Genomic DNA, 22,852 nt, shown 5'->3' with positions numbered 1-22,852 from the left:
CTTCTCACTACAGTATTTGGCTTGAACATTAGTGATCTCTTAAGCACTTCTCCACAATCGGTACTTGCCGGACTCGGGCCGTTTTGCTAATGAGTCCGTACAAACGGGGGTTTGGATAATGTCGAAGCGCAATTTCCTGTCACCAATGGCCTTGTCGGCCACGATGATTCTCGGCGGCCAAGTTCAGGCTGCAGTCCTTGTCGAATCGGCAAATCAGCCTTCGACCAAGCTCGCTGAAGCTGGCGCTGTTCCGGCGGATCTCGGCTACGGTGAGGTGCTCGACCGCTCAAATGGTACAGACGTCATCATGGCGTACCACACCAGCCATTCGAGCCATGCTAGTCACGGGTCTCACTGCTCTGGCTACAGCTATTGTTGATGTCGGACACCTCTCGCGATAGCGAGCTCGTCCAGACCGCCCAAGTCAAGTTTGATCTGTCAGTCTTCAGCCTCGATTGTGTGAAGCGCGCAGCGTATCGGGTAACCGGAAACGCTGCGGTTGAGATCACGGTCGAAGGCGGCTCCGCAGTATGCACGATCAACTTCAGTAAGGCGGCCGCACGAGCTTCGGCCGACGCAGCGATAGAAAAGCTGCGACTAGAGGTCTTGGATCAGGACCTGCGTAGCAGCATAGCCGCCGAAACCGCCACGGTTAGAAACGCGATTCTGGCGCTGGCGTTTTCCAGATCGGGCCTGCAGTCTGATGACTAAGTTTGCTCCGGCAACTGAGTTCCAACGACCATTGGACGACACATACCAGCTCGCATACTTCCGTTTTTCCCAGTTGGATGACGACCGGTATGTGCTGACCAACCAAGCGGGCGAATATCTGGTATTGCCGCGCGCTGTGCTGGCTTCGTTTGTCAAGCACGAGCTCCCCAGCACACACCCTGCCTACTCCCGCCTGCGCAGCAGGCAATTCCTCTTTGATGCATCTTCCAATATCGGCAAGGAGCTGCTGGCGCTGAAGGTCCGGACCAAGGCAAAAAGACTGGAGAACTTCACATCGCTTCACATAATGGTCGTGTCGCTGCGTTGCGAGCACTCCTGCCCTTACTGTCAGGTATCCCGCCAAAGCGAAGATCGTTCAGCCTTCGATATGTCCGAAGAGACTGCCGAAAAGGCTTTGGGACTCATTTTTCAATCTCCAAGCCCGGCTATTAAGATCGAGTTTCAGGGTGGTGAGCCGCTTCTGAATTTCCCGTTGATCCAACACGTCGTGCATCGGGCTGAAAAGATCAACGAGGTTGCCGGGCGGTCCCTGCAGTTCGTCATCACGACGAACCTCGCCGTCATTACGGACGAAATCTTGGAGTTCTGTCGCGAGCACAGCATTCTAATTTCAACGTCGCTCGACGGACCGGCCACTCTTCACAATGCCAATCGACCACGCCCGGGAAAGAACAGCTACGAGTTGGCTGTCGCAGGCATCCATAAGGCCAGACTGGCTCTTGGTAAAGAGCGCGTGAGCGCACTTATGACGACCACGAAGGCCAGCCTTTCACTTGTGCGCGAGATCATTGACGAATACGTGCGGCTAGATTTCCCCGGAATATTCCTTCGGCCGCTCTCCCCTTACGGCTTCGCGGTCAAGACGAAATCGTACGCCGCCTATGACGTGGACCGCTGGCTCGACTTCTATTTTGATGGGCTGAACTACATCCTGGAACTGAATCGGAACGGCACTCCTTTCAAGGAATTTTACGCAGCCACCATCCTCACAAAGATGCTCACGCCTTTCGAGCCGGGATATGTGGACCTGATGAGCCCGGCAGGTATCGGCATCTCCGCCGTTGTCTACAACTATGATGCCAGCGTCTACGCGTCCGACGAAGCGCGAATGTTGGCCGAAATGGGCGACAAGACATTTCTGCTCGGGAATGTTCACGAAAACACCTACGCTGAGATTTTCGGGTCCGACGCTCTCCTCGATCCTATTGAGCAGTCTTTTGCAGGCTCCGTGCCGATGTGCGCCGACTGCGCTTACGAACCGTTCTGTGGCTCCGATCCAGTGTTCCATACCGCAACTCAAGGCGACTTTGTTGGGCTCAAAACGCGGTCCGGATTCTGCAATCGCAACATGTCGATTTTCAAGAGGCTGATTGACCTTATGGAGAGGGACGTTACTGCCCGAGAACTCTTTCTAAGTTGGGCAAATTAGGATGTTGCGACTGAGTGGCTTCGCTGCGTCAGCAAGCTTAGGTGATTTCTCACAGCGAGTGGCACTCAGGCTCGTGACGGGCCAAGCTGATCAAGCGCCTAACCCGGAGCATGATGCGTACCTTTTCAAGGGGGAGGCGTTTCATCCTGAATGCCACTGGGTTTTCACCTTTGAGGAGCATCGGCCGGAGGCTGAGCGACTGTTTTCGGACCGACGACTGGTCGTTCTGCCGCATGAGTTCGGCTACCTCCGCGAGGGAGACGTTATCCGCTTTGTGCCGGATCGGAAGGCAGTGCGTGTCCTGTTCAGAAAGGATGCCAACGCGAACTATTTCCTCGTGACGGAGCGGTGCAACCACCTGTGCTTGATGTGCTCCCAGCCGCCTAAAGACGTTGATGACCGGTGGCTGGCGCGAGAAATCCTGGAAGTGCTGCCCCTGCTGCCAGCAACGACCCCGTTTCTCGGGATCACCGGCGGTGAGCCAACGCTGGTGGGGGAGGACTTTTTTGACATTTTGTCCTCGGCACGTGACCACCTTCCTTCTACGCCAGTTCATATTCTTTCGAACGGCCGAACATTTAAGGATCGTCAATTCGCAGAGCGCTATCAAGCGATTGGACATCGCCGCCTTTCGGTAGGCATACCGATCTACTCAGCTGACCCGGAAGTGCACGACTATGTCGTTCAATCCAAAGGCGCATTCGATGAGACCATCCGCGGGATCATGAACCTGAAGTCCGTCGGGGCCGAGGTTGAGATACGAGTTGTCGTTCACAAGCAGACCTATGAAGGTCTCGCCGACCTGTCAGATTTCATTTTTAGAAACCTCACCTTCGTAGACCACGTGACGTTCATGGGGCTGGAGATCACTGGCTTCACAAGGGCAAATATGGATAAGCTCTGGATGGACCCGTACGACTATCGAAGTGAGTTGCGGGCGGCTGTGCAATATCTGGCTGCGGCTAGGATCAATGTTTCAGTCTACAATCACCAACTCTGTCTTCTTGATGGCTCCATCCATCAGTACGCAAAACGCTCGATCAGCGATTGGAAAAATGAATACGCCGATGAGTGCAGCGGCTGCTCCCTACGCAATAAGTGTGGTGGCTTCTTTTCATCCAGCAGCCTCGCAAAAAGCTCTCACATCGCGGCGTTCCAATAAAGAGCACCGATGTGCATCGGGACTTCACGAAACCCGATTCAAAAGCTAAGGCCATCCAATGCGACGCTACTTGAGAAACTTTCTCGCGATATTTGCCATCCTCAGCTTCACGACAGCGTCAATCGCAGATGATTTCAATGCCATTCTATTCGGTCATTCAGTCGAAATTTACGGCGAGACCGAGGAGACGATGCATCTTGACGGAAAGCCGACCATTACGGACGGTAGACTCACAATCGACGAAATCACAATTGTGAACGGAATTCCAACATTGGTCGGCAACAGCCTGTCCGGTGGCAACGCTTGCGAAGGGTCACCGTTCATTGTTTCGTTCCCCCCTAGCGGCCAACCTCGGATTGACGGGCCAATCGAGGGAGCCGAATGCGCGTTGGTAACCCGCAAGGTTGAAGACACTGCGATTACTTTTTCCACAGCTCCAAGTGCCGGAAGGGTCGGCAAGATATGGGTCTGGACGCCCTCCGCTGGCCTTGCTGAGCAGGCGTCCGTTGAAATGCAGCCTGATTTGACTAAGGGCTTCGCGACCTTGCGAGAACGCACTGTCAAACACCCGTCTGACCTTTTCAGCTACGGGGACATTAGCAGCGCCTTCAGCGACCTCCTCGGCCCCGACCTCGGCGCCTACAGGGAAACGCTTGATGGGACGGGCTCCGGGAAATTCGTCGGCGACGATTATGTTGGAACGGCTTGCACCCCTCATATGTGCGGCGTTCAGGAGGCATTGGTTTTCGTGTCCGCAAAAGAACATCGCATCTATGCGGCGTGGAAACCGGATCAAAAGAAGATAAAAGTCCGGCCGCCTCTAGATGAATGGCCGGACAAGGCTCAAGCCGAACTGGCAACGTGGGCGCGAAAATGGATGTAGCTCGGATTTGAGGTGATAATCTTGCAGCTGAGATATCCGGTAGCCTTTAAAATCGCGGCCTGCGTCGTTTGCGGTCCCGTGCTGGCCCAGTCGGCAACCGAGCATCACGTCTGGCAAGATAAGCGTAAATTCGAGCCCTATAGCCGCACTGCAGAGTCGGTAACTGGCGCTATACAGCTCTCGGGAAATCCAGATTTTGCCGCTCCGGGCAGCAAAATGGCAATCACATTCGGAAACGGCAGAAAAGTTGGTCTGACTTCAGTGGGTGCATCTTGGCGACAGTGGGACGAAACGAGCGAAAGTAAAGCGACCGCGGAGGTTTTCAGATTGTCGGGCGATCCGGGTGCTCTTAGAAACGGCAACACGCTTTGCGGTGATCCGAAATCTGACCCGGCCCGTTACGTCGTGTTTCTCGAAAGATCGTCGTATGGCGCTTCTCCGCTGCTTGGGATGACAGTCTTTGGATCGAAAGACACTCCGCACGACATCAATAGCCCAAACCTCTGCGGCACTTTCAATTATTCTACAGACTGAACCGACCGTCTGGCCGAATGGGTCTCTTCGGGGCGATTAGAGCACACTGAATATCATGGGGACGCGACTATGAAGCTTTTCGGGTGTGTATCTGCATTCTTGGCCATGGCTCTGTCCGCTTCAGCAGGATGGGCCGACGATAAGGATCCCATCTACTACGGAAGCCGTGCCGGTATGCAACTTACCACGGTGTCGGAGGAGGGTATCGGCACTGCCAACGCCAAAATTCACGTGAAGCATACCCCTAAGGATGCCAAAGCCTTTTGCGTTCAGTATAACTTGGACTACTCGATGGCTTGCGTGAAGCAAACGATGGCTTTGGTCAAAATTGACGATTACCTGACTGGAAACTGCGTCAAACGCACTTGGTTGGATCTGTCGAACGAAAAATTCGCGTTCCTCGGTCCCGCCAAAAAATCAGACGAAATGATCGCCGACTACGCCATAAAGCGCGTGAAGACGGGCGAGATCCTCGACGGCACAACGGCTTCAGGTTATTGGGTCGAGCTTGGTATTTTCCAGCACTTATGTCCCGGAATTGCGAAGTAATATGCGTTCGAGGCGTCACACATGGCTTTCACTCGGCATCTCTCTCAGTCTGACTGGGATGGTGCAAGCTGCCGATGTTAGGTTCGTAGGGAAGGTAGAGCACGAGGGAAGCGAGGCGGTAGCTTTTCGACTTGAAGGCGAGATTGATGACACTGACTCCGCTAGCGTCAAGGCCGCATTGACGAAAGCGGGGATCGTAAATGATGGCGAGGTGTGGCCGAACATTGTCGTCGAACTTGATAGTGCCGGTGGATCTTATCAGGCTGGCCTCGACTTAGCGCTGCTCTTCCGCAGGTTAGGGCTGGCGACAGTCGTAAGGTCCGGGGATCATTGTTTTTCGGCCTGTGCTCTGGCGTTTCTTGGGGGGACCGAGCATGCAACGGATCCGACACCTGCGGCCGAGGATGGACCTATCCCGGACCAGCTTCCGGACCGTTCAATCGAGCGTGATGCGGCGCTTGGATTCCACGCCCCGTATCTAGACCTGAGGGACTCGTCATACACTGCTGACAATGTCTCGGATGCGTATACCGCTGCTGTCTTGGGAATTTCGCGGTTTATCGCAATTGCCGACCATTTGTACGTGTCTTCCGCCGAGCTGCCGAAGCTTCTCAAACCAACACGAGATGATCTCTATATGGCAGACAACGTGGACGCGGTGAGATTTCTAGGGATCGACTACACTGACTACACCCTGCAAATTCGCGACCTAAAGGGTTTTACGCCATCGATGGTTCTGAACGCTTGCGTGAATCGATACTTCCATCTTCGCGGGCGAAGCAGCCTCTCCGGTTACGGGGCGGCCGCCGCTGTCAGAGAGGAATTTGTCGAAGGCTCGAAACTACTGGAGAATGGTGAGGAGAAGCAGGTATTTGGCGTCCGCCGCATCAAATATGGGGAGCGCTCAACAAGCGTGGCGTTCACGCCGATAGCGAAAACTGATGACGGTAGGAGTTTCGTTTGGTGTCTATTTGGCCCAATTGGACCTGATGCCACGACGCTTTACAAGCCCGCCGGTACCGTTGACGAGCTCTTTGCGGAACTGAAGAATGGACAGGGGCAATGGTGGGAGTTCTCCAGCTCGGAAACGACTATGAAAATCGGTCGGCCAGACCCGTTTGAAGCGATGATGCGAGTCCTCGATATGGTGCCGCCCGAGACCAAACTAGCTGACGTTGGCGGTACCGTGATGCAATACCAAGCCAATGAACCGACCATCTCGCAACCCTAGACTGCGGTGCCGGGTATAGACTCGTGTTTGCTGCAGCAGGAGGTCTGATTGCCTACCTACAAGGAGATACAGGATCACGTTCGCGCAACACGGTTGTTCGTCCCGAAGACCTGTTGGATAGCGGAGATGCTTGCCGAGCATGGGCTTACCAAACGCATGGCGACAAACCGAATTGACCCTGCATCGCGCATGCATCCGTGTCCAGAGGGGAAGCGCCAAGAGTTGAAAGCGGCCATGCAAGAACTTGGCGCTCTGCCGTGACGCCTGAAAATTTTGAACCGCGGACTGATCGAGGTCATTCGAAGCCTTCGAGTTTGCATCCTTTTGTCTGCGAAGGATCGCCGTTGGACTGCGAGGTGTTCATTGTCGGATACAATCCGGCGACTGCCATGCAGGGTGATTGATGGCGGTTCCGACGCCGCTGTGGGCGGATGGATGTTCCCCTACGGCTGGTAGAGGACACTGCTTACCAAAGCCCATACATCGGGGCGATGTTGTGAACCGCATCCGGCACTGTATAGCTGGACGTCAACGCTTTATCTCAGAATGTGATTCTGGTCGCGGCAACTACCGCTTCTGAAAGCAACCATGGGGCTGCGAGCTAAATATGGAAATCTTTAACGATCTCTTTCCGGGCAATGCATCCGTTATGCAGCACCTTAAAGAAACAATGGATACCGGGAGCGTAGTCGCGTTTTCCGGCGCGGGCACGAGCATGCCCAACGTACCGGGGTGGGCAGAGCTTGTTAAGACGCTCGTTGGTGACGCACTGACAAATGGAAGGATGGACGCAGATACCGCGAACGCACTTTACAACCAGAACGACGACTATCTCTATGTGGTAGACGAGATATTTTCCCTAGTAGGGGAGAGTCAAACGAAGGCTGCCGTCGCGAAAATCTTTGGTGCGCTCATAAGCCCTACGGAAGCTCACAACCTCATTGTTCAGTCGCAGTTCGCCAGACTGATGACTCTCAACTATGATCGAGGCTTGGAGATGGCCTATGCCTCTCAGTTGTCTCGGCACACCTCTAGCATTCTGGGCACCCAAAAAAGCGAGCTCGACGTATGGTTGCGTCGTGATCAGCCACAGATTGAACCGCCAGTCTTGCACTGGCACGGTTTGGCAAGCGACGCACAAAGCATTGTATTAAGCGGAGCTGACTACCTGTCCTTTTATGACAATTCGCCTCATAACCGGGAAACCCTGCGACAAATATTCCGAACGTGGTCCGTACTTATGATTGGCTTCGGCTTCTCTGATCCATTCGTAGAGCGCGAAATGAATTCGGTGATGCAGCCACTTCCGAAGTCGAACAGCCATTTTGCCGTTATCGGGATTGATAGTGACCAAAAGATCAATGTGGTGAGTGAGCGGCGGAAGTACTCCTTAAAATATAAGCTCGAAGCTATCTTCTACCCTGTCAAAGCGTCAACCACCGGGCATGATCATAGCGCATTGTTAAAGGTGCTGAGCGAAATACAAAAATTCTCCCCCCGCACCAACGACACCTCTGTCGCGCAGGATCACGCCTCGTTGACGCTACTGAGGGACACTACACAATCGTATCGCAGCGGACTCTTCACCTTTGGAGATAAAACCATATACTGTGAGCCGAATATATGGAGTGGCCCCCCCTCACAAACCACCGAACGCAAACGCGCCACCTTTCAGGATATACTTGACGCTGATTTTCATTGTACGATATCAGCACCACACGAGTTTGGTCTTTCGAACATCGGTCGTCGATTGGTGTCGGACAGCGAACTTTCCGGGAACCGAGCGTTGATCCGCGATGCTCATAGTTTCCCAAAGTACCGCAAGGCTATTCAGGCCGACCTTGACAATGCCGGTTATTCTACCGAGGATCATTTCATATTAGTTCTGGATAATTTCTCTTCAATTGAGCACCAGCGCACGGTAAAAGAGTTACATGCCGCCTACAAGAATATACGAATAATTCTTCTACAGGCCGTCCGCCGCACAGAGGCCACCGAAGACGATCTGCCTGAGCTCGGGTTCCATTCTTTCTCGCTGACGGGCTTCTCTCGCTCGGACATTCGCACGGTCATAAACGCACTTTCGCCGTTCCGCAACTCCGACGAGACGTCCGCCATTGTTGATAAAGTCTATAATGACCTACTGCAGCTTTGCATTCCATTAACTCCGTCTAACGTTATAATGTATTGCAGCGTACTTTGCAAAGACGGCAGTTTCTCTCCGGTCTCCCGTCTTAATATAGTTGACAGATTTGTCATCGAGGCTTTGCAGAGAGCGAGTGACGCGTATTCCGACACTTTCAACTCGATCAACAAGATAGATCTTATTTGCGAATTTTGTTACGAGAGCTTTATCTCTGGGACTCCGACATTCTCCGCTATGGAATGGCGCTCGTTCTGTGACAAATTCAAGTCTGTCAATCTTGTTTCTTTCAACTCCACAGATATACTTAGTGACCTCGTCAACGGTCGCATTTTATCCCACGACGCTGGCCGGTACGTCTTCCGATATATGATGTTCTATAGCTATTTCGTAGGGAGACACATATCAGCTCGTTCCGAGCTGCTGATAAAATGCATTGCGGAGAACCGACATCTTGAGTTGGCTGGACTGATAGAAGTCATCTGCGGGATGCTGCCGAATTGCAGTCTGGTTCTAGATGACCTGACCTGCAAGTTGGAAATCTCCATGGAACGCTTCTATGACTATTATCCTATCAAGGGTCTGGATTTTCACGAGAGCGCGAAATGGGAGTTCGGAAACACCGAGAGCGAGATATGGAAGGGAGTGACGGATCGCTTCGACAAGGGGCCAATCGGCACTCAGGAGCTTGACGACCTAAAGACATCGCTTCAAGCCGAACGGCGTACTGGAGATCAGAAGGTTTCGATTATAAAGTTCATAGCATCTGAGAAGACTGTCTCCGCAAATGTCCACAATCTTGTCATCGCACTTGAGAGTGCTAAACATGCCAGCGCTTCGGCAAAAAAGGCCGCGGCAACTGCCGTTATCAGCGGTCAGGTTCTGGCCTATGAGGTGGCAAGTTTATTCATCCCGCTGATCGCGGAAAATAAGTATTTTTCTTGGAATGGGTTCACGTATATCAACTTGATTGAGGATAAGCGCACAGGGCATGCAGATGAGGAAGCAAGGCGGGAGCGAATGCAGCAGCTTGTCGCCTCGGCTCTTCCGGGCTCGGTTGCAGCAAATGCTGCTAATGTATTTGGCAGCAGAAGGCTCGGTCAGGTGTTTCTGGCTCTGGATGGCACGGCTTTCGACGCCAAGATAAACCGGTTAATCCTTTTCAGCCTTATCATCCGCAGCAAGCCGTCGGGCTGGCTGGCCTCTGTGAAAAAGCGTGTTGGCGACATGAGGCGGGATGACTTGTATCTGAGGCATATGCTCGAAGCTTCGATGCGTCAATTTCAGCAGGAGATTAATACCGAGGATGAGCGCCTCTGCCTGAAAGAGTTAGTTGCCGCCGTGCGCCTGAGGCGCGAAGCAAACGTCAAACTGCCGAGTGCGACCGAGATTAAGAAGGTGATTGGGAGACTTGACGCAAAAGGGTTTTGGGCTCGAATAGCTGGGGAATAGCGGCGGGGTAAGGTTCTATTCAGGATGTCACCTCCAGCTTCGTGAACATCGGGGTATGCCCTGAAGTGACGTAACGCCCTGCCGCGACGCCCATGTAACATCTGGGTTGACATCGACTATTTGTGACAGTGTAGCCTCGGGCCTAAAACCTTGGGGTGACACTGCATGAGCCGGATTGGGTACGCCCGCGTCAGCACCGTTGATCAAGATCTCGAAACCCAAATCGCCAAGCTGAAAGCCGAAGCGTGCGGCATCATCCGGTCGGAAAAAGTTTCGGGTGCTAGCCGTGACGGTCGGGCGGAGCTCGCCACCATCATCGATTTTCTAAGACCAGGAGATGAGCTGGTGGTCACCCGTCTTGACCGGCTCGGCCGCGACACACGTGATGTTCTAAATTTGATCCACGAATGCGAACAAAAGGGCGCATTCGTCACAGTCCTCGACCCACATGTTTCAACTCGAGGCGAGATGGGTCACATCGTGCTGACGGTGCTTGGTATGGTTGCGCAAATGGAACGCCGGTTCATCAAAGAACGGCAGCGTGATGGCATTGAACAGGCAAAAGCCGAAGGCACATACAAAGGGGGCAAACAGCGGCTCGATAGGAGCAAGGTGATGGCCCTCCGTGATGAAGGCAAGACCCCGACACAGATCGCGAAGCTGGTGGGCTGCTCAAGGATGCAGATTTACCGGATCCTTAATGCACATAGGATGGCAGGTTGAGCCCACGCTATTTCTAATGGCGAACTGGCGACCGTGCTGGTATTACTAGGGAATGCAGGCAAGGAACCAGAACTAGTGGTCATGGTCTCAGGGGTTGAGTCCTGTTGGCTCATTTCGCGGGAAAATGTTCGGCCGTCGACGCTTCGATGCGTTCGGCTACCAGCTCCTGCAAACGCCACAATTGGCTGTCGTGAATCCCCATACCTTCAAGGTGACTTACAGTGCTGTGGAGATAGTCGGCCATGGAACCCCACGGACCGCACGCGACCGCGAGCGCGTCGGCGATCTGTTCCAGCGACAGCGCGCGGACATAGCGTCCGCTGTTCCGGTTAATCACAAAGGTGATCGCCTGGAGCGGTCCGTTCTCGGTGCGAACATTCACCCAACGCGGCGAATGAGCGGACGGCTTGGCGCGCATCTCACGACGAAAGAGCCTGCCTAGATTGGCCTCGACAGCATCCGGCGGCAGGCGATAGACCGCGCCCTTGCACTGCCCGCCACGGTCGAGCGACAACATGAGACCGGGTTTGCTGTCTGATCCACGAAACCACCGGTCCCAACCGAGGCAGAAGGAGCGGTGCCATCCGGGCACGAAGCCTACCCGCTGCTCCACGAAATCACAGGCCGGGTTCCACATCAGCGATCCATAGGCAAAGAGCCAGACCTCATCAGCTGACGGTGCGGCGGCAAGTATCGCCCGGACGGTGTCATCATGGTCGGCGTCGGACGGCGCGGTGAAGGGCTGTGGCAGAGAATCGTCCGCACTGAGGACCCTGGCGACCAGCTCGGGCGTTAGCCGCATTCGACTTGGTTTCGGGGCCATCGCTCACTACACTCGCAGCAGTCCACCAAGGCATCAAGTGTCAGATTCGCACCACTAGGTACCTAGGGGTAAATTCTGAAGCTTGGTACCGACGCTAAATTCCCGCTACCGACCCTTTGCCGTCATCCAGTTGGGAGCGCCGCATGACGCGATCTGACCCGAATCTGCCTTTCCAGCGAACGACCATGGAGGTCCGGATCGGTGGAAACCAGTCGGTCCCGGTTTTCGTGGACGGGGAAGCGGTCATTTGCTTCCGCCCGGACGCTGTTGAAACAGAATTAGCAATTCTGTTTCATGTTGTTAGTGCCATCCATGAAAGCCGATGGTACGCAGCTCTATAAAAACTGGCAGAGGAAGAATGTTGCCGTGCTGAAGCGTATTCTTGCCGGGTTCATCGTCGTTATGATGCTGGTCGGTCCGACGATTGCCGGGCCATTCGAGGATGGCGTTACCGCTTATAAGCATGGCGATTATGCCGAGGCGGCAAAGTCGTATCGGCTAGCAGCCGACCAAGGCCATGCCAATGCCCAATTCAACCTCGGTCATATGTACGCCACCGGCCGAGGCGTCCCGCAGGACTATGTTGAGGCGATGAAGTGGTTTCGTCTGGCAGCCGGCCAAGGTCATGTGAAGGCCATTACCAGCTTAGGCATCCTGTATGCCCAAGGCCATGGCGCCCCGCAGGACTATGCCGAGGCGGCAAAGTGGTGTCGTCTGGCGGCCGAACAAGGCAATGCCGAGGCCCAATACCTCCTCGGTTACATGCTCGCCACCGGCAAAGGCGTCCCGGAGGACCATGCCGAGGCGGCAAAGTGGTATCGTCTGGCGGCCGAACAAGGCAATGCCGAGGCCCAATACCTCCTCGGTTACATGGTCGCCAACGGCCAAGGCGTCCCGCAGGACTATGCCGAGGCGGCAAAGTTATATCGGCTGTCGGCGGGACAAGGCCATGCCTATGCTCAGTTCGAACTCGGATTTTTGTATGCCACCGGCCAAGGCGTCCCGCAGGACTACGTGCTTGCATATATGTGGTCCAATTTAGCGGCGGCGCAGGGGCACGAGGTTGCGGTTCTGAACAGGGATAACGCGGCCAGAAAAATGTCTCCCGACCAGATCGCCGAAGCACAGCGCTTGGCACGAGATTGGAAACCCACGAACTGACAAGCCTCTCCCTTTCCACAAAAGGCAACGTCTAGGTTTGAAACAGATTGATAGTATTCTGTTTCACGGAGCGAAAGTCCGCTCTAGAGGGTACGCTCTTGGTGTCCTGAAGGACGTGGTTGGGTCGATACGCGACGGTCCTGATGGCGATCCGGTAGGTCCGGAAGTGGCGCTGCCTGCCCGTTCCGCTCGACGAGACAGACGGCAGAGAACCACCCAAAGCGGTATTCCCTTTCGGGTACCAAACGTCAGATTTCACCACTAGGACTGAGTCTGGTTGGTGCGGGGGAACAATGTCGATCAAAGTAGGGCGGAACGGGATGCTGACGCCCTTTGGCTGGCAGATGCAAACGCTTCTTTAGCAATCAGTATGGGTCAGGTTGCTATCAGATTCCGGTCGGGCGGAAGACGCGCGCCGCTGTCTGGACGGTTCATATAGAAACGGGCAGCTACCAAGAACTAGCGTAAGCGCTGTTGTGGGCCACCTTTCGGGAGTGGTCGCGATCTGTGAGGTTGCCGATCCTGTATTGGGATCGGAGATCGGCTTGTGTCTGGACTTGACCTTACGCTTGACCCGGAGCGGCAGCTTCGGCGTTTCGAGGTGATCAACGGTGCTGGCGGCCGGCGTCATTGGTCTGTGGATGACAAAGCGCGGATCATCGCGGAGACGCTGGAGCCGAATGCAATCATTTCCGAGGTCGCCCGCCGTTATGGTCTCAGGCCGCAGCAGGTCTTCGCCTGGCGCCGGCAAGCGCGCAAACAGGCAGCTTCGGTGCAGCAAGAATTCTCCTGCCTTCGTGCCTGTGGTTGTGGCGCCGGAACCTTTAGCTAGGCGTCCACCGAAGCAGCGGAAACTGCAAGCCACCCGAGATGCCGGCATGATCGAGCTTGAGATCGACGGCATCGCCATGCGGGTCGGCCGTGGCGCCGATACGCTGCTCGACCACCTCGGCCGCGTACTATTGTGCTGGCGGACAAGGCCTATGACGCCGACCGCATCCGCGAGCTGATCCAGGACCGGGGTGCCACGCCCAACATCCCGCCCAAGAGCAACCGGCGCTGGAAGCCCTGCTTCAGCAAGCGGCTCTATCGCGAGCGCAACCTACGCCTCCGGCGAAGGCCGCCTTGCGCGAGTATTGCATGGACGCGAGGCTGCGCTCTTAAGGTGGTCCTTACGAGCGAAGTTAGCAGCACAGCATGAGCCATGTGACGTTATTGACCGGGCCGGAGCGTCGTCGTCGTTGGATTGAAGAGGATCAGTGCCGGATACTGGCCGCGGCATTCGCGCCCGGGGCCACAGTAGCGGCGGTGGCGCGTCAGTATGATGTCGCGACCAGCCTGATCTATAAGTGGCGCCGCACGGTGAGAGCCCGCGAGACGGAACTTGAGGAGTGATGTAGATTGAGGGGTGGCGCGGTCATCCGGCGCTCCGCATGTTCCATGGCAGAGCGTATTGCTTGATCAGACCCAACTCTAGCCCAGCGCTGCCGTGAACCGGAAGTCCATTCCATTGCATATCGGCCGGGAAGGCAGCATAGACATCTATCTTGGGATGGGCTGCCAATTCGGAGATCATCGCTGCGTTGATCCGAAGGCTCGTCCCGATGCCGGGGGATCCAAGGTGCGTTCGTCTCAACAAGCTTCTCACAGACCGAGCGCTTTCCGTGACGGACAGATACGAAGCCTTGGGCAAGCGCTACCAAACGGAGCAAATGCGGCCGGGCGGGCCTATCGAAAGGGCCACTAGGAGTTTAACAAAGTGCCGTAGCCCGAGTGGAATTGGCGCACTGGCGGCGGCCCTATGACCGGCTGGACCAGTCCTGACAGGGCAGAATTGACGCTGGCAATGATCTTCAGTGCCGTCGTCTGAGGAGCGGCGGAAGGGGCAACCCTGCTAATTTACCTTCCCTGGATATACTCCAGAGACTTTCAGAGACGTGCTTGCGCAGGCATGCCCCTCAGCCCATGATAGATTTTGGGTTTGGGTAGGCGGACAATAAATGCGTATGATTTCGATGGGCTTCGTCGTAGCCCTTTTGTTAGCTTCTTGTTTAGAGGCTACGGCACGGCGTCCAAATACCTTTCCACTGCCGACTTTGACGCACTATCAGACCCGCTTAGGTCTGGTCCCGGCTTCGCTGCGAACGCCGCAATCAGACGTCCTTTGGTTGGTTGTATCAAGTCGACCCACAGAGGAAGAGGCTATCGCCTTGGCGCAGTCGTATGCTCCGACCCTTGGGCCTACATTGGTCGCGCAAAGCCGCAACGGCGTATTTGCCATTATCGCGGGCACGTTGAACAACGATAGGGCCAGACCAAACCTGAGGACGCTTAAGGAGCTGCACATAGTCCCCCAAGATGCTTTTTTGTCTCGCGGCGAGAGCCTGGATCGCGTGGCTTGGCACTCGTTTCAACGAGGCGATTCCTTGGATTTCATGATGCAACAAGCTTACCGCCAAGTTGTTCAACGCCTTCAGGCTGCCATGACGCGGCTCTCGCTCTATGACGGTCCGGTTGACGGCTTGATTGGCCCGTCGACCGTAACTTCCTTCAAGGCGTACAGGGCCAATTTTGGTCTACCTGCAGGCGATCTGCTCACAGAATACGGTCTCGGGGAGATCGAGCGTAGCGCTGGAGATGGATTCAGGAACGACCAAGAACGAAACCTTGCCCAATCGCTGGGCTTTAGTGATGCCCGGTCATACAGAGAGGCTATGGCAGGCGGATTCCCGTCGGCAAGCATATTTGCGCAGGCAAAGAACTTAGGTTTCAGCACTCAAAGAGAATTTGATGCCGCTGTCTCAGGAGGGTTCCGAAGCCGCGACGAATATCAACGCGCGCAGGCAGCAGGCTTCACATCCGCCGACGATTTCCGTGCAGCGCAGCAATTCGGGATTCAAACCAAAGCCGAATTGATAGCGTTTCGCGCGTCGGGTTTCACCGACCCCATCGAATTCAGGAACGCAAGTCAAAAGGGCTTCGCGGACAAGGCCTCGTTTGACAAGTCGGAGGCCCGCAGGCTCAAAGCGTCGAAGGCCGCCGCCACCATCTTGCTGTCCGATGCGGAAACATTTCTAAAATTGAATCCGCAGACGTCCAATTTGGTCGAGATCGCTGACAAAGCTGCTGCTCTGAATGCGCAAGTTCAGACGAATTCGGCCGATGCACTAAACGATTCCACGCTTCGCCTAACTAATCTGCTGATGGCAGTTCCAGGCTTTGCCGAATTTTCCGCATCAAGGGACAAGGAACGGTCTCAGGACATCGAAAAACAAAAAGCGCTTATCGTGGCCGAGCTTCAGGGCGACCAGCAGGCGCTCAAGACCTGGATGGCGGCTCATCTCACTTCGAGCAAGCTGCCGTTGGTTGTCAGTGAAGTTAAGGCGCTGAGCGGCGTCACCTCGTCGTCGGATTTGGAGACCCTTACAGAGGCGAGAGACAGCGTTCGGGCTCTTATCGCGAACCAAGGTCTCAAGAGTGAGTTGGCGGCCGCACAGGCCCTGTCGCAGGAAGACCGCAACGGCGAATCGCAGGCAGACAATAATCCTGCATTCGCTCTTACAGAGTCGAACAAAGTTCTGCTTAGAGGAGCGCTTGATGACGTTGTTGTCCTCTACAACGCAGGTCCGGCAGCCCCGTCGCTATTGAAAACCCTGTCTGGCCAATTTTCATTTACCAAGAACGAGGCCTGGATTTGTCTATTTGGTGTGGAAAACACTCCCGCGCTCGAAAAGGCTCTCCAAGCGGCGTTCGGCCCGCTAGGCGGAAAAGCTATCCACATTCGCCGCGAATGCGGCCAAGTGGATATCGACCAAGCGGACGTGTTTTTTATCCAGCGGAAGAAGTTCGTTGAATCCAAACCGAGCTTCGCGATTGCGTATCTGGAGGCCATCGAGGCGAAGAGCCTTCGCCCCTTCGATGCGCTAAATTTCGCCGACCTAAAGCGGCGAATTGACCAGGATAAGGCCCTCGCCAGCCAGATTGCGGCTGATGTCGAGAAAGGGTCGAGGATGGGATACGGTGGAATTCTGTTGGATAACAAATCCACCAGGATTTGCGGCGTGATTGATGGAGGACCGCAGGCTCATCTCGCTACTATTGATAAGCTGGCCGAACTTGCTTCCATCCCCAAGGCCGATCCACAAATCTCGAACGTTGACGCTGCGTACCAGGATGTACGCCGGGATAAGTGTCGGATCCTTTACGGGTCAACCACGACCCTCAAAGCCGTGACCGAAGCTTTGACACGGGACAGCGTCAATTTTGCCTATGCCCCGATTTGGTTCGAACAGAGTGACCTAGCGGCGGCTCAAGCGGAGTTGCAGCTTGCCCGGCAAGAACTGGTTAAATCTGAAGAAGCAGCGCGCGTTGCGGCCGAGGAGGCAAAGCGCGTTGCGGCCCAACGCCTCACGGAAGCGCAAAAGACGAAATCGGCGCAAGAGGCAGCTCTGCGTCAGAAGAACGGTCCAGCAGCCATCGCACTTTTGAATATGTTTTCTGATGGCCTAAGAACGACTGTCCTCGCTGGCCAAGGGAATCAAGTGTCCTCCGCGGTCAATGTCCAAGGGCTATTTCCGGAGTTTGCCCGTTGGAACCAACAACTCGGCCAGGACGCATGGAAGGCGACGGACGTCAGCTCGACCGTCGATGACTATGGTACCGTGAACTGGAAAAGCCGCAATTTGGCAGCCATCATCATCAAAACCGTCGTCAAGTTGGCGAGTGCCGAACGTGGGGAATACAAAGAAGAATGTTTCGTCTTCGGAGCAGTGATGGATGACGAATTTAAAATGGTGCGCGACCCGTACGAGGCAAGCTGTGGCAACGACACCTCGTCGGACTGGGCTGTCGGCCACGAGCTAAAGAGTCTGTGGGTGGTCAACTAGGGAGTGAATGGAATATTTTTGGTTGGCTGCGGTGAGGCTGACTCGGCCTTTTGCGAAAGGGCTCGGTTTGACGGCTTGCATCCACCGGGATAACGCTTTCCCATTCAGCGGGGGCTTCAGCGTGAGACAACTTTCATCCTTGCTTGTATTGACAGTCATTGGCGTGGCAATCTGGACGGGTCTTTCCTATCTCTCGATCACACAATCGATGCCGAAGACACTCCAGAGCATGATCGACCAGAACATTCCCGGCAATCAACTTAAGGTGTCCTTTGTCAAGGTTCCGCTTCTGGCGGCCATCCCTCTCGTCGGTCCGGCAAAGACCGAAGGCTACTTTATGATCGAGAGGAAAGGCGGCGGGCAGATTGGCGGGAATTGCGCACTGGAGGCGATTGACTTCGAGCTTCGCGAAGCGGCCAACGATAAGATGACCGTCTGGATCGCTGGCGATGGCATACAGAAGCTTGCGCAGTGCGCGTTGCTGTGAGGCCCTGTGGTCCGCGGCAGTTCCTCCCCTGCGCGCGCCACCAATCTTGCGTGAGTTGAATTGGGAGCCAGTAGCGTTTGTCGCACTTCCTTCGAAGAAACCTCGAAAGCATCGACTTCAGGTTCAAGACGAGATTTTTTCAGGGGTGTTCAACCCGAGTTGCTGCAAGGCGGCCAAAAATACGTTCGCGTGGCGCTTTGCAGCCGCGCCGCTAGGCTCGCTGAGCGCTCGAAGGTGCCTTCACTGGCTCGATGCGCGCTGGCGGGCCCTGTATGACCTGAAAAACACCTATCGCGGCGCTGAGGGTGCCCCGGTTTTAAAGGTGCGGCCGCTCAACGGTTGCCGTGTTGACGCGGCCCGAAGCCCTCAGCCGCCTGCGATCAGGTCGCGCATGCGCCGAAACTGCGCATCGTCGATCACGCCATTATCGAGAAGCTTTTTTAGGCGCTCCAATTTGTCGACTGTATCATGGTGCGCTGTCTGAATAGTTGACGGATGCATGACCGACGGATTTTCCAATCGCACCCGCTGAACGTCGTTTGCTAGAAGATTCAATCCTGATTCACCCCCATTGGTCCCAGTTGGATCATCGGTGATGTGGATCGTTTTGAACGCCCAAATCAGGCAGCCGAGCCACACAATACCCGTACCGGCAAGCGCCGTGCATAGCACCAGAATCAACCACCTGTTTGGATGCCGACGGAAGAAGGCGATGATCGCGGGCAGTTCGTAGACGGCAGCTGCCAGTAGCAGGAATCCTGCAATGAACGCTGTTCCTGCATCGAGGTTCTCATCGGTCGCACGAGCCGAGGTTGACACCAAAATGATGGGCGTCGCCAGAGCCCACATCCGCCACCCTCTGAGCAGCGTCGGTCTCATTGTGTTGACAACGCCCCTGCGCCCATCGCGTAAACGACGACGCTCACCAACCATATCCAAAGTGGCGTCAGCGGTGTCGCGGCGACATACCAACGGCGGAGGAAATAGCCGACGGGCATCAACAGCATGAAGGGCAAAAGCCATCGGTGTTGCGGGTTGCGTCCGGCAGCGTTGATTGTGCTGGCGTCTTTATAGGCGAGCACGAAACTGCCAATTCCGCACCACAGCGTGGCACCTCGGGCTTGGGAACTTCCCCCATAGGGATCAATTCCAACCGAGGCGAGGATAATATCCACCGCCAAGAAAATCAGTGGCGAGCATGCCAACCACATGGCCCATTTTTCGGTGAGGGTATTCGAACAGACAATGGCTGCCTGAACGCTTGCGACAGGCGGCGCTACCGCCGCGACAGGGTGTGGTTGTGAGTTTGCACCCTGCGGAAGGGGTGGGGGCGTAGTTGGGGCAGGCATCTGCAGCTGCGTCTCGAACGCGTGCTTCCAAGCTTGGCCGAAGCTCGCGGTCCATACTCGGGTGCTCGGATCAATTAGGCGATTCGCAAGCATCACGTTGAGGTCGACCTCGGCGACCGGCCCACGATGCGTCCCATCCTGCTCGTAATACCACTCTGCCATTGCTGCCCGCCTCCCTCTCGTTTTCGATTTACATACTATAGTTGATAAACTCAACGCTCGAATTCCTCGATTGGTGGTCGCATGGAGATGCGAAAACTGGTCGGGGAGAACTTTGCGCGGTTACGTGCGGCCAGCGGCCTGACGCAGGAGCAGGTGGCTGAGCGGTCAAACCTCAGCCAGCAGTATTTGAGTGACCTCGAAAGGGGTAAGAGAAACCCGACGATTGAGACCTTGCAGGCCATCGCTCGTGCGCTCGGGGTCAGTCATCTCGATCTCCTCAAACCGACAGATCAAGAGATTCGACCGCCTGATGCTGTACCTCCCGGGTCATCGACAACAGGATAGCCGTCACCAGTTCGGACTCAGGATCATTGCCTTCAAAGATGCCAAGCAGGTAGGTTGCCTTGTCATGGCGCTCGGTATCGTTCGCGGCAGGATGGTGGCACAGCGCAAGTAGCAACTGCTCCTCAAGATCAGTCGCTGCATCCAGGCGGCTGAGTTCGTCGACGGTCGCCGGTCGACCAATAGCCACAGCGTCAGTTTCGCGAGAGATTTTGCGCAGGCCTGCGTAAGCGGCGCAGTGAGCGCAAATAGTTCTGATCAACTCAGGCGAAACATCATCGGAGCCAAGGTGAGCTACGTCGCCGTCTGGCCGGTCCGATGCATCAGTAACCGAAGGCATTCCAGGCGCAATCGCAAGGGCGGGCAAAGCGGCCAGCAGAGTCCGGCGGGAAAGGGCTCGCCCCAGCATCAGTATTCCTCGCCGAGCTTGATGGTCAGAACGCGAGTGGTGACCGACGGGTCGGCTGGATCATCTGACCCAAAGGACATCGCCAGATCGTAGTAGTCGACTCTCCAAATCACGATGATACCTCCGACCTCCAGCACAGCGCAGTCGTGTTCGCCGTGCGGGTCGTTGTCGGCATCGAAAGCCTCGAAGGCAGCCACCGCCGCCAAGATCCCAGCAATGACGGTCGCGTTCATCGCGGCAATTCCGGCCGTCATCACGAAGCGCCCGCCATGACCTGTCCTGCGCAAACTGTCGTTCAGTTGCGCGATGCGCTGCTGGCGACTGCCAAGCGCACATTTATCAGCCAAGCTGCATTCCAAACCCATTTGCGAATCCTTCATCCAGGCCGCCACAGCGACCGTTTTCAAACGATGAATTTTGAGAGGGTGGGCGGCTGCCCGAGCTGCGCGCCCGAGGCCAAGCAGGCGTCAATCGGTATGCTCGGGATGAAGCAGGGCAATGTGGATCAGGCGGCGTGTGAACACCGGCATGTCGAGCCAGTCACGCCAACGAAGGGTGTAGACGCCCTCAGGGCTGATCTTCACGACCTGCGCCTCGAACCAGCCTTGATAGGCACCTTCGGTGGCGAGGACCAAGCTGCCGATTTCTATCTTACTCCAGTCAGTCGGCCGCGATGGTTCGGGGCGCTTGGGACCGCTTTCGGGCGCGCCGGTGGCGTTGGCCTTCTTCGACTTGGCAGCAGGCGGCCGGTCGTCGGCGACGCGAACTGGGAATTTGTATCCGGCAGGAAGGTGCGTCGCGATAGCCTCATAGAGATCGCGCTTTACAAACGGCACGAAGGCACGGCCACTTTCGAATACCTTTCCCCGCGGCAAGCGCCCGGCTAGCTGCCGCAGATCGTCAGCATCGACTGGCAAGGCAGCCATGCCCATCATGCCAGCCGCCTTTTCGGCTAAGCCGGTATCATTGTCACCGAACCATGAGGCGTGGGCTTTGCCGCCATCATCGAGGCCCAGAACGATGACGGCAGGCGAGGCGGATCCCGACGAGGCGGCAGAAGGTACTCCATTGGTCATTCAGGTCTCCATAAAGATAAAGGCCCCGAATGGGGGCCTCAGTGGTTGAATTTTCAGATGATGGTCGGCAGTGTCGGCGTGAAGCCGAAGGCGGCAAAAGCCCGGGGCGATGCCCTGTGGCGAAATAGCTCACTCACCAAACCTTTTCGGTCGTTTCGACGGCGAAAACCGCTCATCTGAACAACCACACTATATCGGGCGGCAGGCCTTTTGTCAAGAGAATTTTATTTAAGATCAAAGACTTATCATTTTTAAGCAATTGGAAATCACACCGCAGCCCTCCCTTGAGACCTGCTGGTTTGGAGGCTGACTACGGGCTTTCGCGGGCGAATGTCGATGGTTTGCGCGCTGAATTCACCTCTCGACTGGTTCTGGTCGGAAGCCTGCGGCCGCGCGGTGCTCACATGCGGGCCGCATTCCCGTCTACGCGTACTTCGGGCTCCCAAATGGCCTCCCCCGATCCGCGATAATGGCAGCAGAGATACGCTTTCAAATCGCGGCGGCAGCGGATAGGAGGGCCGCAGTGACGTCGCGCGCGCCTTCGTCGGCCCAGACCTTGTCGTCCAACATGAACCGCCAGCTGTTGGTGTGCTCGACGCGCTTTGCACGGCGCACCACGACCTCACGTGGGATCACGATTGCCCTTGTGACCCGATAGCTTTCGTTGAAAAGAACGGCAGCGAGAAAGTCAAAGGTGTTGTCGGGTAGGCGCCGGATGGCGCTTAGCTGCCGGGAAGCGTTCCGGGGCGTTGTTCGACGGCTCTTGATTTGATATCGCACGCCCGCGGCATCCTTCGCGTCGTGACCGGTCGACGAATTGCTTTCCAACGACCAACCGAACGCCGTCGCAAACAAAAGCTCGGCATAGTCGCCGAGAGGAGCATTGGCGGTGCGCACGATCTCCCGATCACGTAGCTCATCCATGATCTGGCTGTGCAGGATCAGCAAGTCGGTTACGCCCGCCGTGCGAATGATTTCCGGTCGGCTTAGTACGGTTGCCTGCTCGACAATCTTAGTTGCCTCCAGCGAGACGGCTACCGGAAGAACAGCCACGGCGATTTCGTACTCTTGGGCAGGCACCACCCGCCGCAACATGTTCCCGATTATCATCCGCTGTTGACCCGTGTTCAGGTATGAATACCGGGCCTGCCGGTCAATTCCATAGCGCATAGCCACATCGTATAATCGGTCAAGATTGAGCTGGCCGTCCGATCCTCTTACCTGCGGCTCAAGCCAGACGTTGAAGGGACTGTGGGCGGTGTTCTTAAGCCAAGCGTCCCGCTGTTCCGAGGTGATCTGCATTGAACCCACCCTACGTG

Annotated in this window: 24 protein-coding genes and 1 pseudogene; 18 read left to right on the top strand and 7 right to left on the bottom strand. The window is 55.8% G+C overall.

Features of this window, described 5'->3' with window-relative positions; translation table 11 throughout:
• Positions 1–118: 118 nt before the first annotated feature.
• The 10 genes from NKJ28_RS14480 to NKJ28_RS14435 all read left to right on the top strand — a co-directional run bounded on the left by NKJ28_RS14480 (position 119) and on the right by NKJ28_RS14435 (position 10,838).
• Positions 119–379, top strand: a complete 261-nt coding sequence (locus tag NKJ28_RS14480) for a hypothetical protein (RefSeq protein WP_352636158.1) — start codon at positions 119–121, stop codon at positions 377–379.
• Positions 379–711: a His-Xaa-Ser system protein HxsD gene (hxsD, locus tag NKJ28_RS14475; RefSeq protein WP_352636156.1), complete on the top strand. Its 333-nt coding sequence runs from the start codon at positions 379–381 to the stop codon at positions 709–711. The genes NKJ28_RS14480 and hxsD overlap by 1 nt, the downstream gene beginning before the upstream one ends.
• The gene (gene hxsB / locus NKJ28_RS14470) at positions 704–2,161 is read left to right on the top strand and encodes a His-Xaa-Ser system radical SAM maturase HxsB (RefSeq protein WP_352636154.1); all 1,458 of its coding nucleotides are present in this window, start codon (positions 704–706) and stop codon (positions 2,159–2,161) included. The genes hxsD and hxsB overlap by 8 nt, the downstream gene beginning before the upstream one ends.
• Before the next feature lies 1 nt (position 2,162).
• Positions 2,163–3,323, top strand: coding sequence for a His-Xaa-Ser system radical SAM maturase HxsC (hxsC, locus tag NKJ28_RS14465; protein ID WP_352636152.1), 1,161 nt, complete (start codon positions 2,163–2,165; stop codon positions 3,321–3,323).
• 58 nt (positions 3,324–3,381) lie between these two features.
• Complete coding sequence (locus tag NKJ28_RS14460; protein ID WP_352636150.1) at positions 3,382–4,206, top strand: Ivy family c-type lysozyme inhibitor; 825 nt, start codon at positions 3,382–3,384, stop codon at positions 4,204–4,206.
• 21 nt (positions 4,207–4,227) lie between these two features.
• Positions 4,228–4,740 carry a hypothetical protein gene (locus NKJ28_RS14455; RefSeq protein WP_352636148.1) on the top strand — a complete coding sequence of 171 codons (513 nt, stop codon included), beginning with the start codon at positions 4,228–4,230 and terminating at the stop codon, positions 4,738–4,740.
• Between the two features lie 69 nt (positions 4,741–4,809).
• A complete protein-coding gene (locus NKJ28_RS14450) occupies positions 4,810–5,289 on the top strand; it encodes a hypothetical protein (protein ID WP_352636146.1) in 480 nt (159 codons plus the stop codon).
• A gap of 58 nt (positions 5,290–5,347) precedes the next feature.
• Complete coding sequence (locus NKJ28_RS14445) at positions 5,348–6,520, top strand: hypothetical protein (RefSeq protein ID WP_352636144.1); 1,173 nt, start codon at positions 5,348–5,350, stop codon at positions 6,518–6,520.
• 607 nt (positions 6,521–7,127) lie between these two features.
• Positions 7,128–10,115, top strand: coding sequence for an SIR2 family protein (locus tag NKJ28_RS14440; protein ID WP_352636142.1), 2,988 nt, complete (start codon positions 7,128–7,130; stop codon positions 10,113–10,115).
• 165 nt (positions 10,116–10,280) lie between these two features.
• Positions 10,281–10,838, top strand: a complete 558-nt coding sequence (locus NKJ28_RS14435) for a recombinase family protein (RefSeq protein WP_352636140.1) — start codon at positions 10,281–10,283, stop codon at positions 10,836–10,838.
• A gap of 109 nt (positions 10,839–10,947) precedes the next feature.
• Here NKJ28_RS14435 and NKJ28_RS14430 read toward each other — a convergent pair whose 3' ends face one another.
• On the bottom strand, positions 10,948–11,640 hold the full coding sequence (locus NKJ28_RS14430; protein ID WP_352636138.1) for a gamma-glutamylcyclotransferase: 693 nt from the start codon (positions 11,638–11,640) through the stop codon (positions 10,948–10,950).
• A 333-nt stretch (positions 11,641–11,973) separates the two neighbouring features.
• Between NKJ28_RS14430 and NKJ28_RS14425 the strand changes: the two genes are divergently transcribed.
• The 7 genes and pseudogenes from NKJ28_RS14425 (at position 11,974) to NKJ28_RS14395 (ending at position 18,195) form a co-directional block, all read left to right on the top strand.
• The gene (locus tag NKJ28_RS14425) at positions 11,974–12,822 is read left to right on the top strand and encodes a tetratricopeptide repeat protein (protein ID WP_352636136.1); all 849 of its coding nucleotides are present in this window, start codon (positions 11,974–11,976) and stop codon (positions 12,820–12,822) included.
• A 547-nt stretch (positions 12,823–13,369) separates the two neighbouring features.
• Positions 13,370–13,654 carry a transposase gene (locus NKJ28_RS14420; RefSeq protein WP_502902187.1) on the top strand — a complete coding sequence of 95 codons (285 nt, stop codon included), beginning with the start codon at positions 13,370–13,372 and terminating at the stop codon, positions 13,652–13,654.
• 46 nt (positions 13,655–13,700) lie between these two features.
• Complete coding sequence (locus NKJ28_RS14415) at positions 13,701–13,832, top strand: hypothetical protein (RefSeq protein ID WP_352636134.1); 132 nt, start codon at positions 13,701–13,703, stop codon at positions 13,830–13,832.
• Positions 13,784–13,924, top strand: a pseudogene (locus tag NKJ28_RS14410) (IS5/IS1182 family transposase); the annotation flags it as partial. The gene NKJ28_RS14415 and the pseudogene NKJ28_RS14410, both read left to right, overlap by 49 nt.
• Positions 13,925–14,019: 95 nt before the next feature.
• Positions 14,020–14,217, top strand: a complete 198-nt coding sequence (locus tag NKJ28_RS14405; protein WP_352636132.1) for a transposase — start codon at positions 14,020–14,022, stop codon at positions 14,215–14,217.
• 815 nt (positions 14,218–15,032) lie between these two features.
• The gene (locus NKJ28_RS14400) at positions 15,033–17,708 is read left to right on the top strand and encodes a peptidoglycan-binding domain-containing protein (protein ID WP_352636130.1); all 2,676 of its coding nucleotides are present in this window, start codon (positions 15,033–15,035) and stop codon (positions 17,706–17,708) included.
• A gap of 7 nt (positions 17,709–17,715) precedes the next feature.
• Positions 17,716–18,195, top strand: coding sequence for a hypothetical protein (locus NKJ28_RS14395; protein ID WP_352636128.1), 480 nt, complete (start codon positions 17,716–17,718; stop codon positions 18,193–18,195).
• Positions 18,196–18,561: 366 nt separating this feature from the next.
• Here NKJ28_RS14395 and NKJ28_RS14390 read toward each other — a convergent pair whose 3' ends face one another.
• Both NKJ28_RS14390 and NKJ28_RS14385 read right to left on the bottom strand, forming a co-directional pair.
• Positions 18,562–19,044, bottom strand: a complete 483-nt coding sequence (locus tag NKJ28_RS14390) for a superinfection immunity protein (protein WP_352636126.1) — start codon at positions 19,042–19,044, stop codon at positions 18,562–18,564.
• 26 nt (positions 19,045–19,070) lie between these two features.
• Positions 19,071–19,706, bottom strand: coding sequence for a DUF4339 domain-containing protein (locus NKJ28_RS14385; protein WP_352636124.1), 636 nt, complete (start codon positions 19,704–19,706; stop codon positions 19,071–19,073).
• A gap of 81 nt (positions 19,707–19,787) precedes the next feature.
• Here NKJ28_RS14385 and NKJ28_RS14380 point away from each other — a divergent pair, with 81 nt between their 5' ends.
• Entirely contained in the window at positions 19,788–20,051 is a 264-nt protein-coding gene (locus tag NKJ28_RS14380; RefSeq protein WP_352636122.1) for a helix-turn-helix domain-containing protein, read from the top strand.
• Here the strand turns inward: NKJ28_RS14380 and NKJ28_RS14375 are convergent.
• The 4 genes from NKJ28_RS14375 to NKJ28_RS14360 form a co-directional block, all read right to left on the bottom strand.
• Positions 19,984–20,457 (bottom strand): hypothetical protein, encoded by a 474-nt coding sequence (locus tag NKJ28_RS14375; protein WP_352636120.1) that lies wholly within the window; start codon positions 20,455–20,457, stop codon positions 19,984–19,986. The two genes, NKJ28_RS14380 and NKJ28_RS14375, sit on opposite strands and share 68 nt — an antisense overlap.
• Complete coding sequence (locus NKJ28_RS14370; protein ID WP_352636118.1) at positions 20,457–20,837, bottom strand: DUF3768 domain-containing protein; 381 nt, start codon at positions 20,835–20,837, stop codon at positions 20,457–20,459. The genes NKJ28_RS14375 and NKJ28_RS14370 overlap by 1 nt, the downstream gene beginning before the upstream one ends.
• A gap of 87 nt (positions 20,838–20,924) precedes the next feature.
• The gene (locus NKJ28_RS14365; RefSeq protein WP_352636116.1) at positions 20,925–21,533 is read right to left on the bottom strand and encodes a hypothetical protein; all 609 of its coding nucleotides are present in this window, start codon (positions 21,531–21,533) and stop codon (positions 20,925–20,927) included.
• Between the two features lie 489 nt (positions 21,534–22,022).
• Positions 22,023–22,835 carry a hypothetical protein gene (locus NKJ28_RS14360; RefSeq protein WP_352636114.1) on the bottom strand — a complete coding sequence of 271 codons (813 nt, stop codon included), beginning with the start codon at positions 22,833–22,835 and terminating at the stop codon, positions 22,023–22,025.
• Between the last annotated feature and the right edge of the window lie 17 nt (positions 22,836–22,852).

The organism is Mesorhizobium sp. M0145 (genome assembly GCF_040322355.1).
Lineage (GTDB): Bacteria > Pseudomonadota > Alphaproteobacteria > Rhizobiales > Rhizobiaceae > Mesorhizobium.
This window is presented reverse-complemented; position numbering and strand designations above follow the sequence as displayed.

Excerpts from the sequence above, each read along its gene's own strand:
- NKJ28_RS14480 (WP_352636158.1), top strand. The coding sequence starts at position 119 with ATGTCGAAGCGCAATTTCCTGTCACCAATGGCCTTGTCGGCCACGATG.
- hxsD (WP_352636156.1), top strand. The coding sequence starts at position 379 with ATGTCGGACACCTCTCGCGATAGCGAGCTCGTCCAGACCGCCCAAGTC.
- hxsB (WP_352636154.1), top strand. The coding sequence starts at position 704 with ATGACTAAGTTTGCTCCGGCAACTGAGTTCCAACGACCATTGGACGAC.
- hxsC (WP_352636152.1), top strand. The coding sequence starts at position 2,163 with ATGTTGCGACTGAGTGGCTTCGCTGCGTCAGCAAGCTTAGGTGATTTC.
- NKJ28_RS14460 (WP_352636150.1), top strand. The coding sequence starts at position 3,382 with ATGCGACGCTACTTGAGAAACTTTCTCGCGATATTTGCCATCCTCAGC.
- NKJ28_RS14450 (WP_352636146.1), top strand. The coding sequence starts at position 4,810 with ATGAAGCTTTTCGGGTGTGTATCTGCATTCTTGGCCATGGCTCTGTCC.
- NKJ28_RS14445 (WP_352636144.1), top strand. The coding sequence starts at position 5,348 with ATGGTGCAAGCTGCCGATGTTAGGTTCGTAGGGAAGGTAGAGCACGAG.
- NKJ28_RS14440 (WP_352636142.1), top strand. The coding sequence starts at position 7,128 with ATGGAAATCTTTAACGATCTCTTTCCGGGCAATGCATCCGTTATGCAG.
- NKJ28_RS14435 (WP_352636140.1), top strand. The coding sequence starts at position 10,281 with ATGAGCCGGATTGGGTACGCCCGCGTCAGCACCGTTGATCAAGATCTC.
- NKJ28_RS14430 (WP_352636138.1), bottom strand. The coding sequence starts at position 11,640 with ATGCGGCTAACGCCCGAGCTGGTCGCCAGGGTCCTCAGTGCGGACGAT.
- NKJ28_RS14425 (WP_352636136.1), top strand. The coding sequence starts at position 11,974 with ATGAAAGCCGATGGTACGCAGCTCTATAAAAACTGGCAGAGGAAGAAT.
- NKJ28_RS14415 (WP_352636134.1), top strand. The coding sequence starts at position 13,701 with ATGATCGAGCTTGAGATCGACGGCATCGCCATGCGGGTCGGCCGTGGC.
- NKJ28_RS14405 (WP_352636132.1), top strand. The coding sequence starts at position 14,020 with ATGAGCCATGTGACGTTATTGACCGGGCCGGAGCGTCGTCGTCGTTGG.
- NKJ28_RS14395 (WP_352636128.1), top strand. The coding sequence starts at position 17,716 with ATGGAATATTTTTGGTTGGCTGCGGTGAGGCTGACTCGGCCTTTTGCG.
- NKJ28_RS14390 (WP_352636126.1), bottom strand. The coding sequence starts at position 19,044 with ATGTGGGCTCTGGCGACGCCCATCATTTTGGTGTCAACCTCGGCTCGT.
- NKJ28_RS14385 (WP_352636124.1), bottom strand. The coding sequence starts at position 19,706 with ATGGCAGAGTGGTATTACGAGCAGGATGGGACGCATCGTGGGCCGGTC.
- NKJ28_RS14380 (WP_352636122.1), top strand. The coding sequence starts at position 19,788 with ATGGAGATGCGAAAACTGGTCGGGGAGAACTTTGCGCGGTTACGTGCG.
- NKJ28_RS14375 (WP_352636120.1), bottom strand. The coding sequence starts at position 20,457 with ATGCTGGGGCGAGCCCTTTCCCGCCGGACTCTGCTGGCCGCTTTGCCC.
- NKJ28_RS14370 (WP_352636118.1), bottom strand. The coding sequence starts at position 20,837 with ATGAAGGATTCGCAAATGGGTTTGGAATGCAGCTTGGCTGATAAATGT.
- NKJ28_RS14365 (WP_352636116.1), bottom strand. The coding sequence starts at position 21,533 with ATGACCAATGGAGTACCTTCTGCCGCCTCGTCGGGATCCGCCTCGCCT.
- NKJ28_RS14360 (WP_352636114.1), bottom strand. The coding sequence starts at position 22,835 with ATGCAGATCACCTCGGAACAGCGGGACGCTTGGCTTAAGAACACCGCC.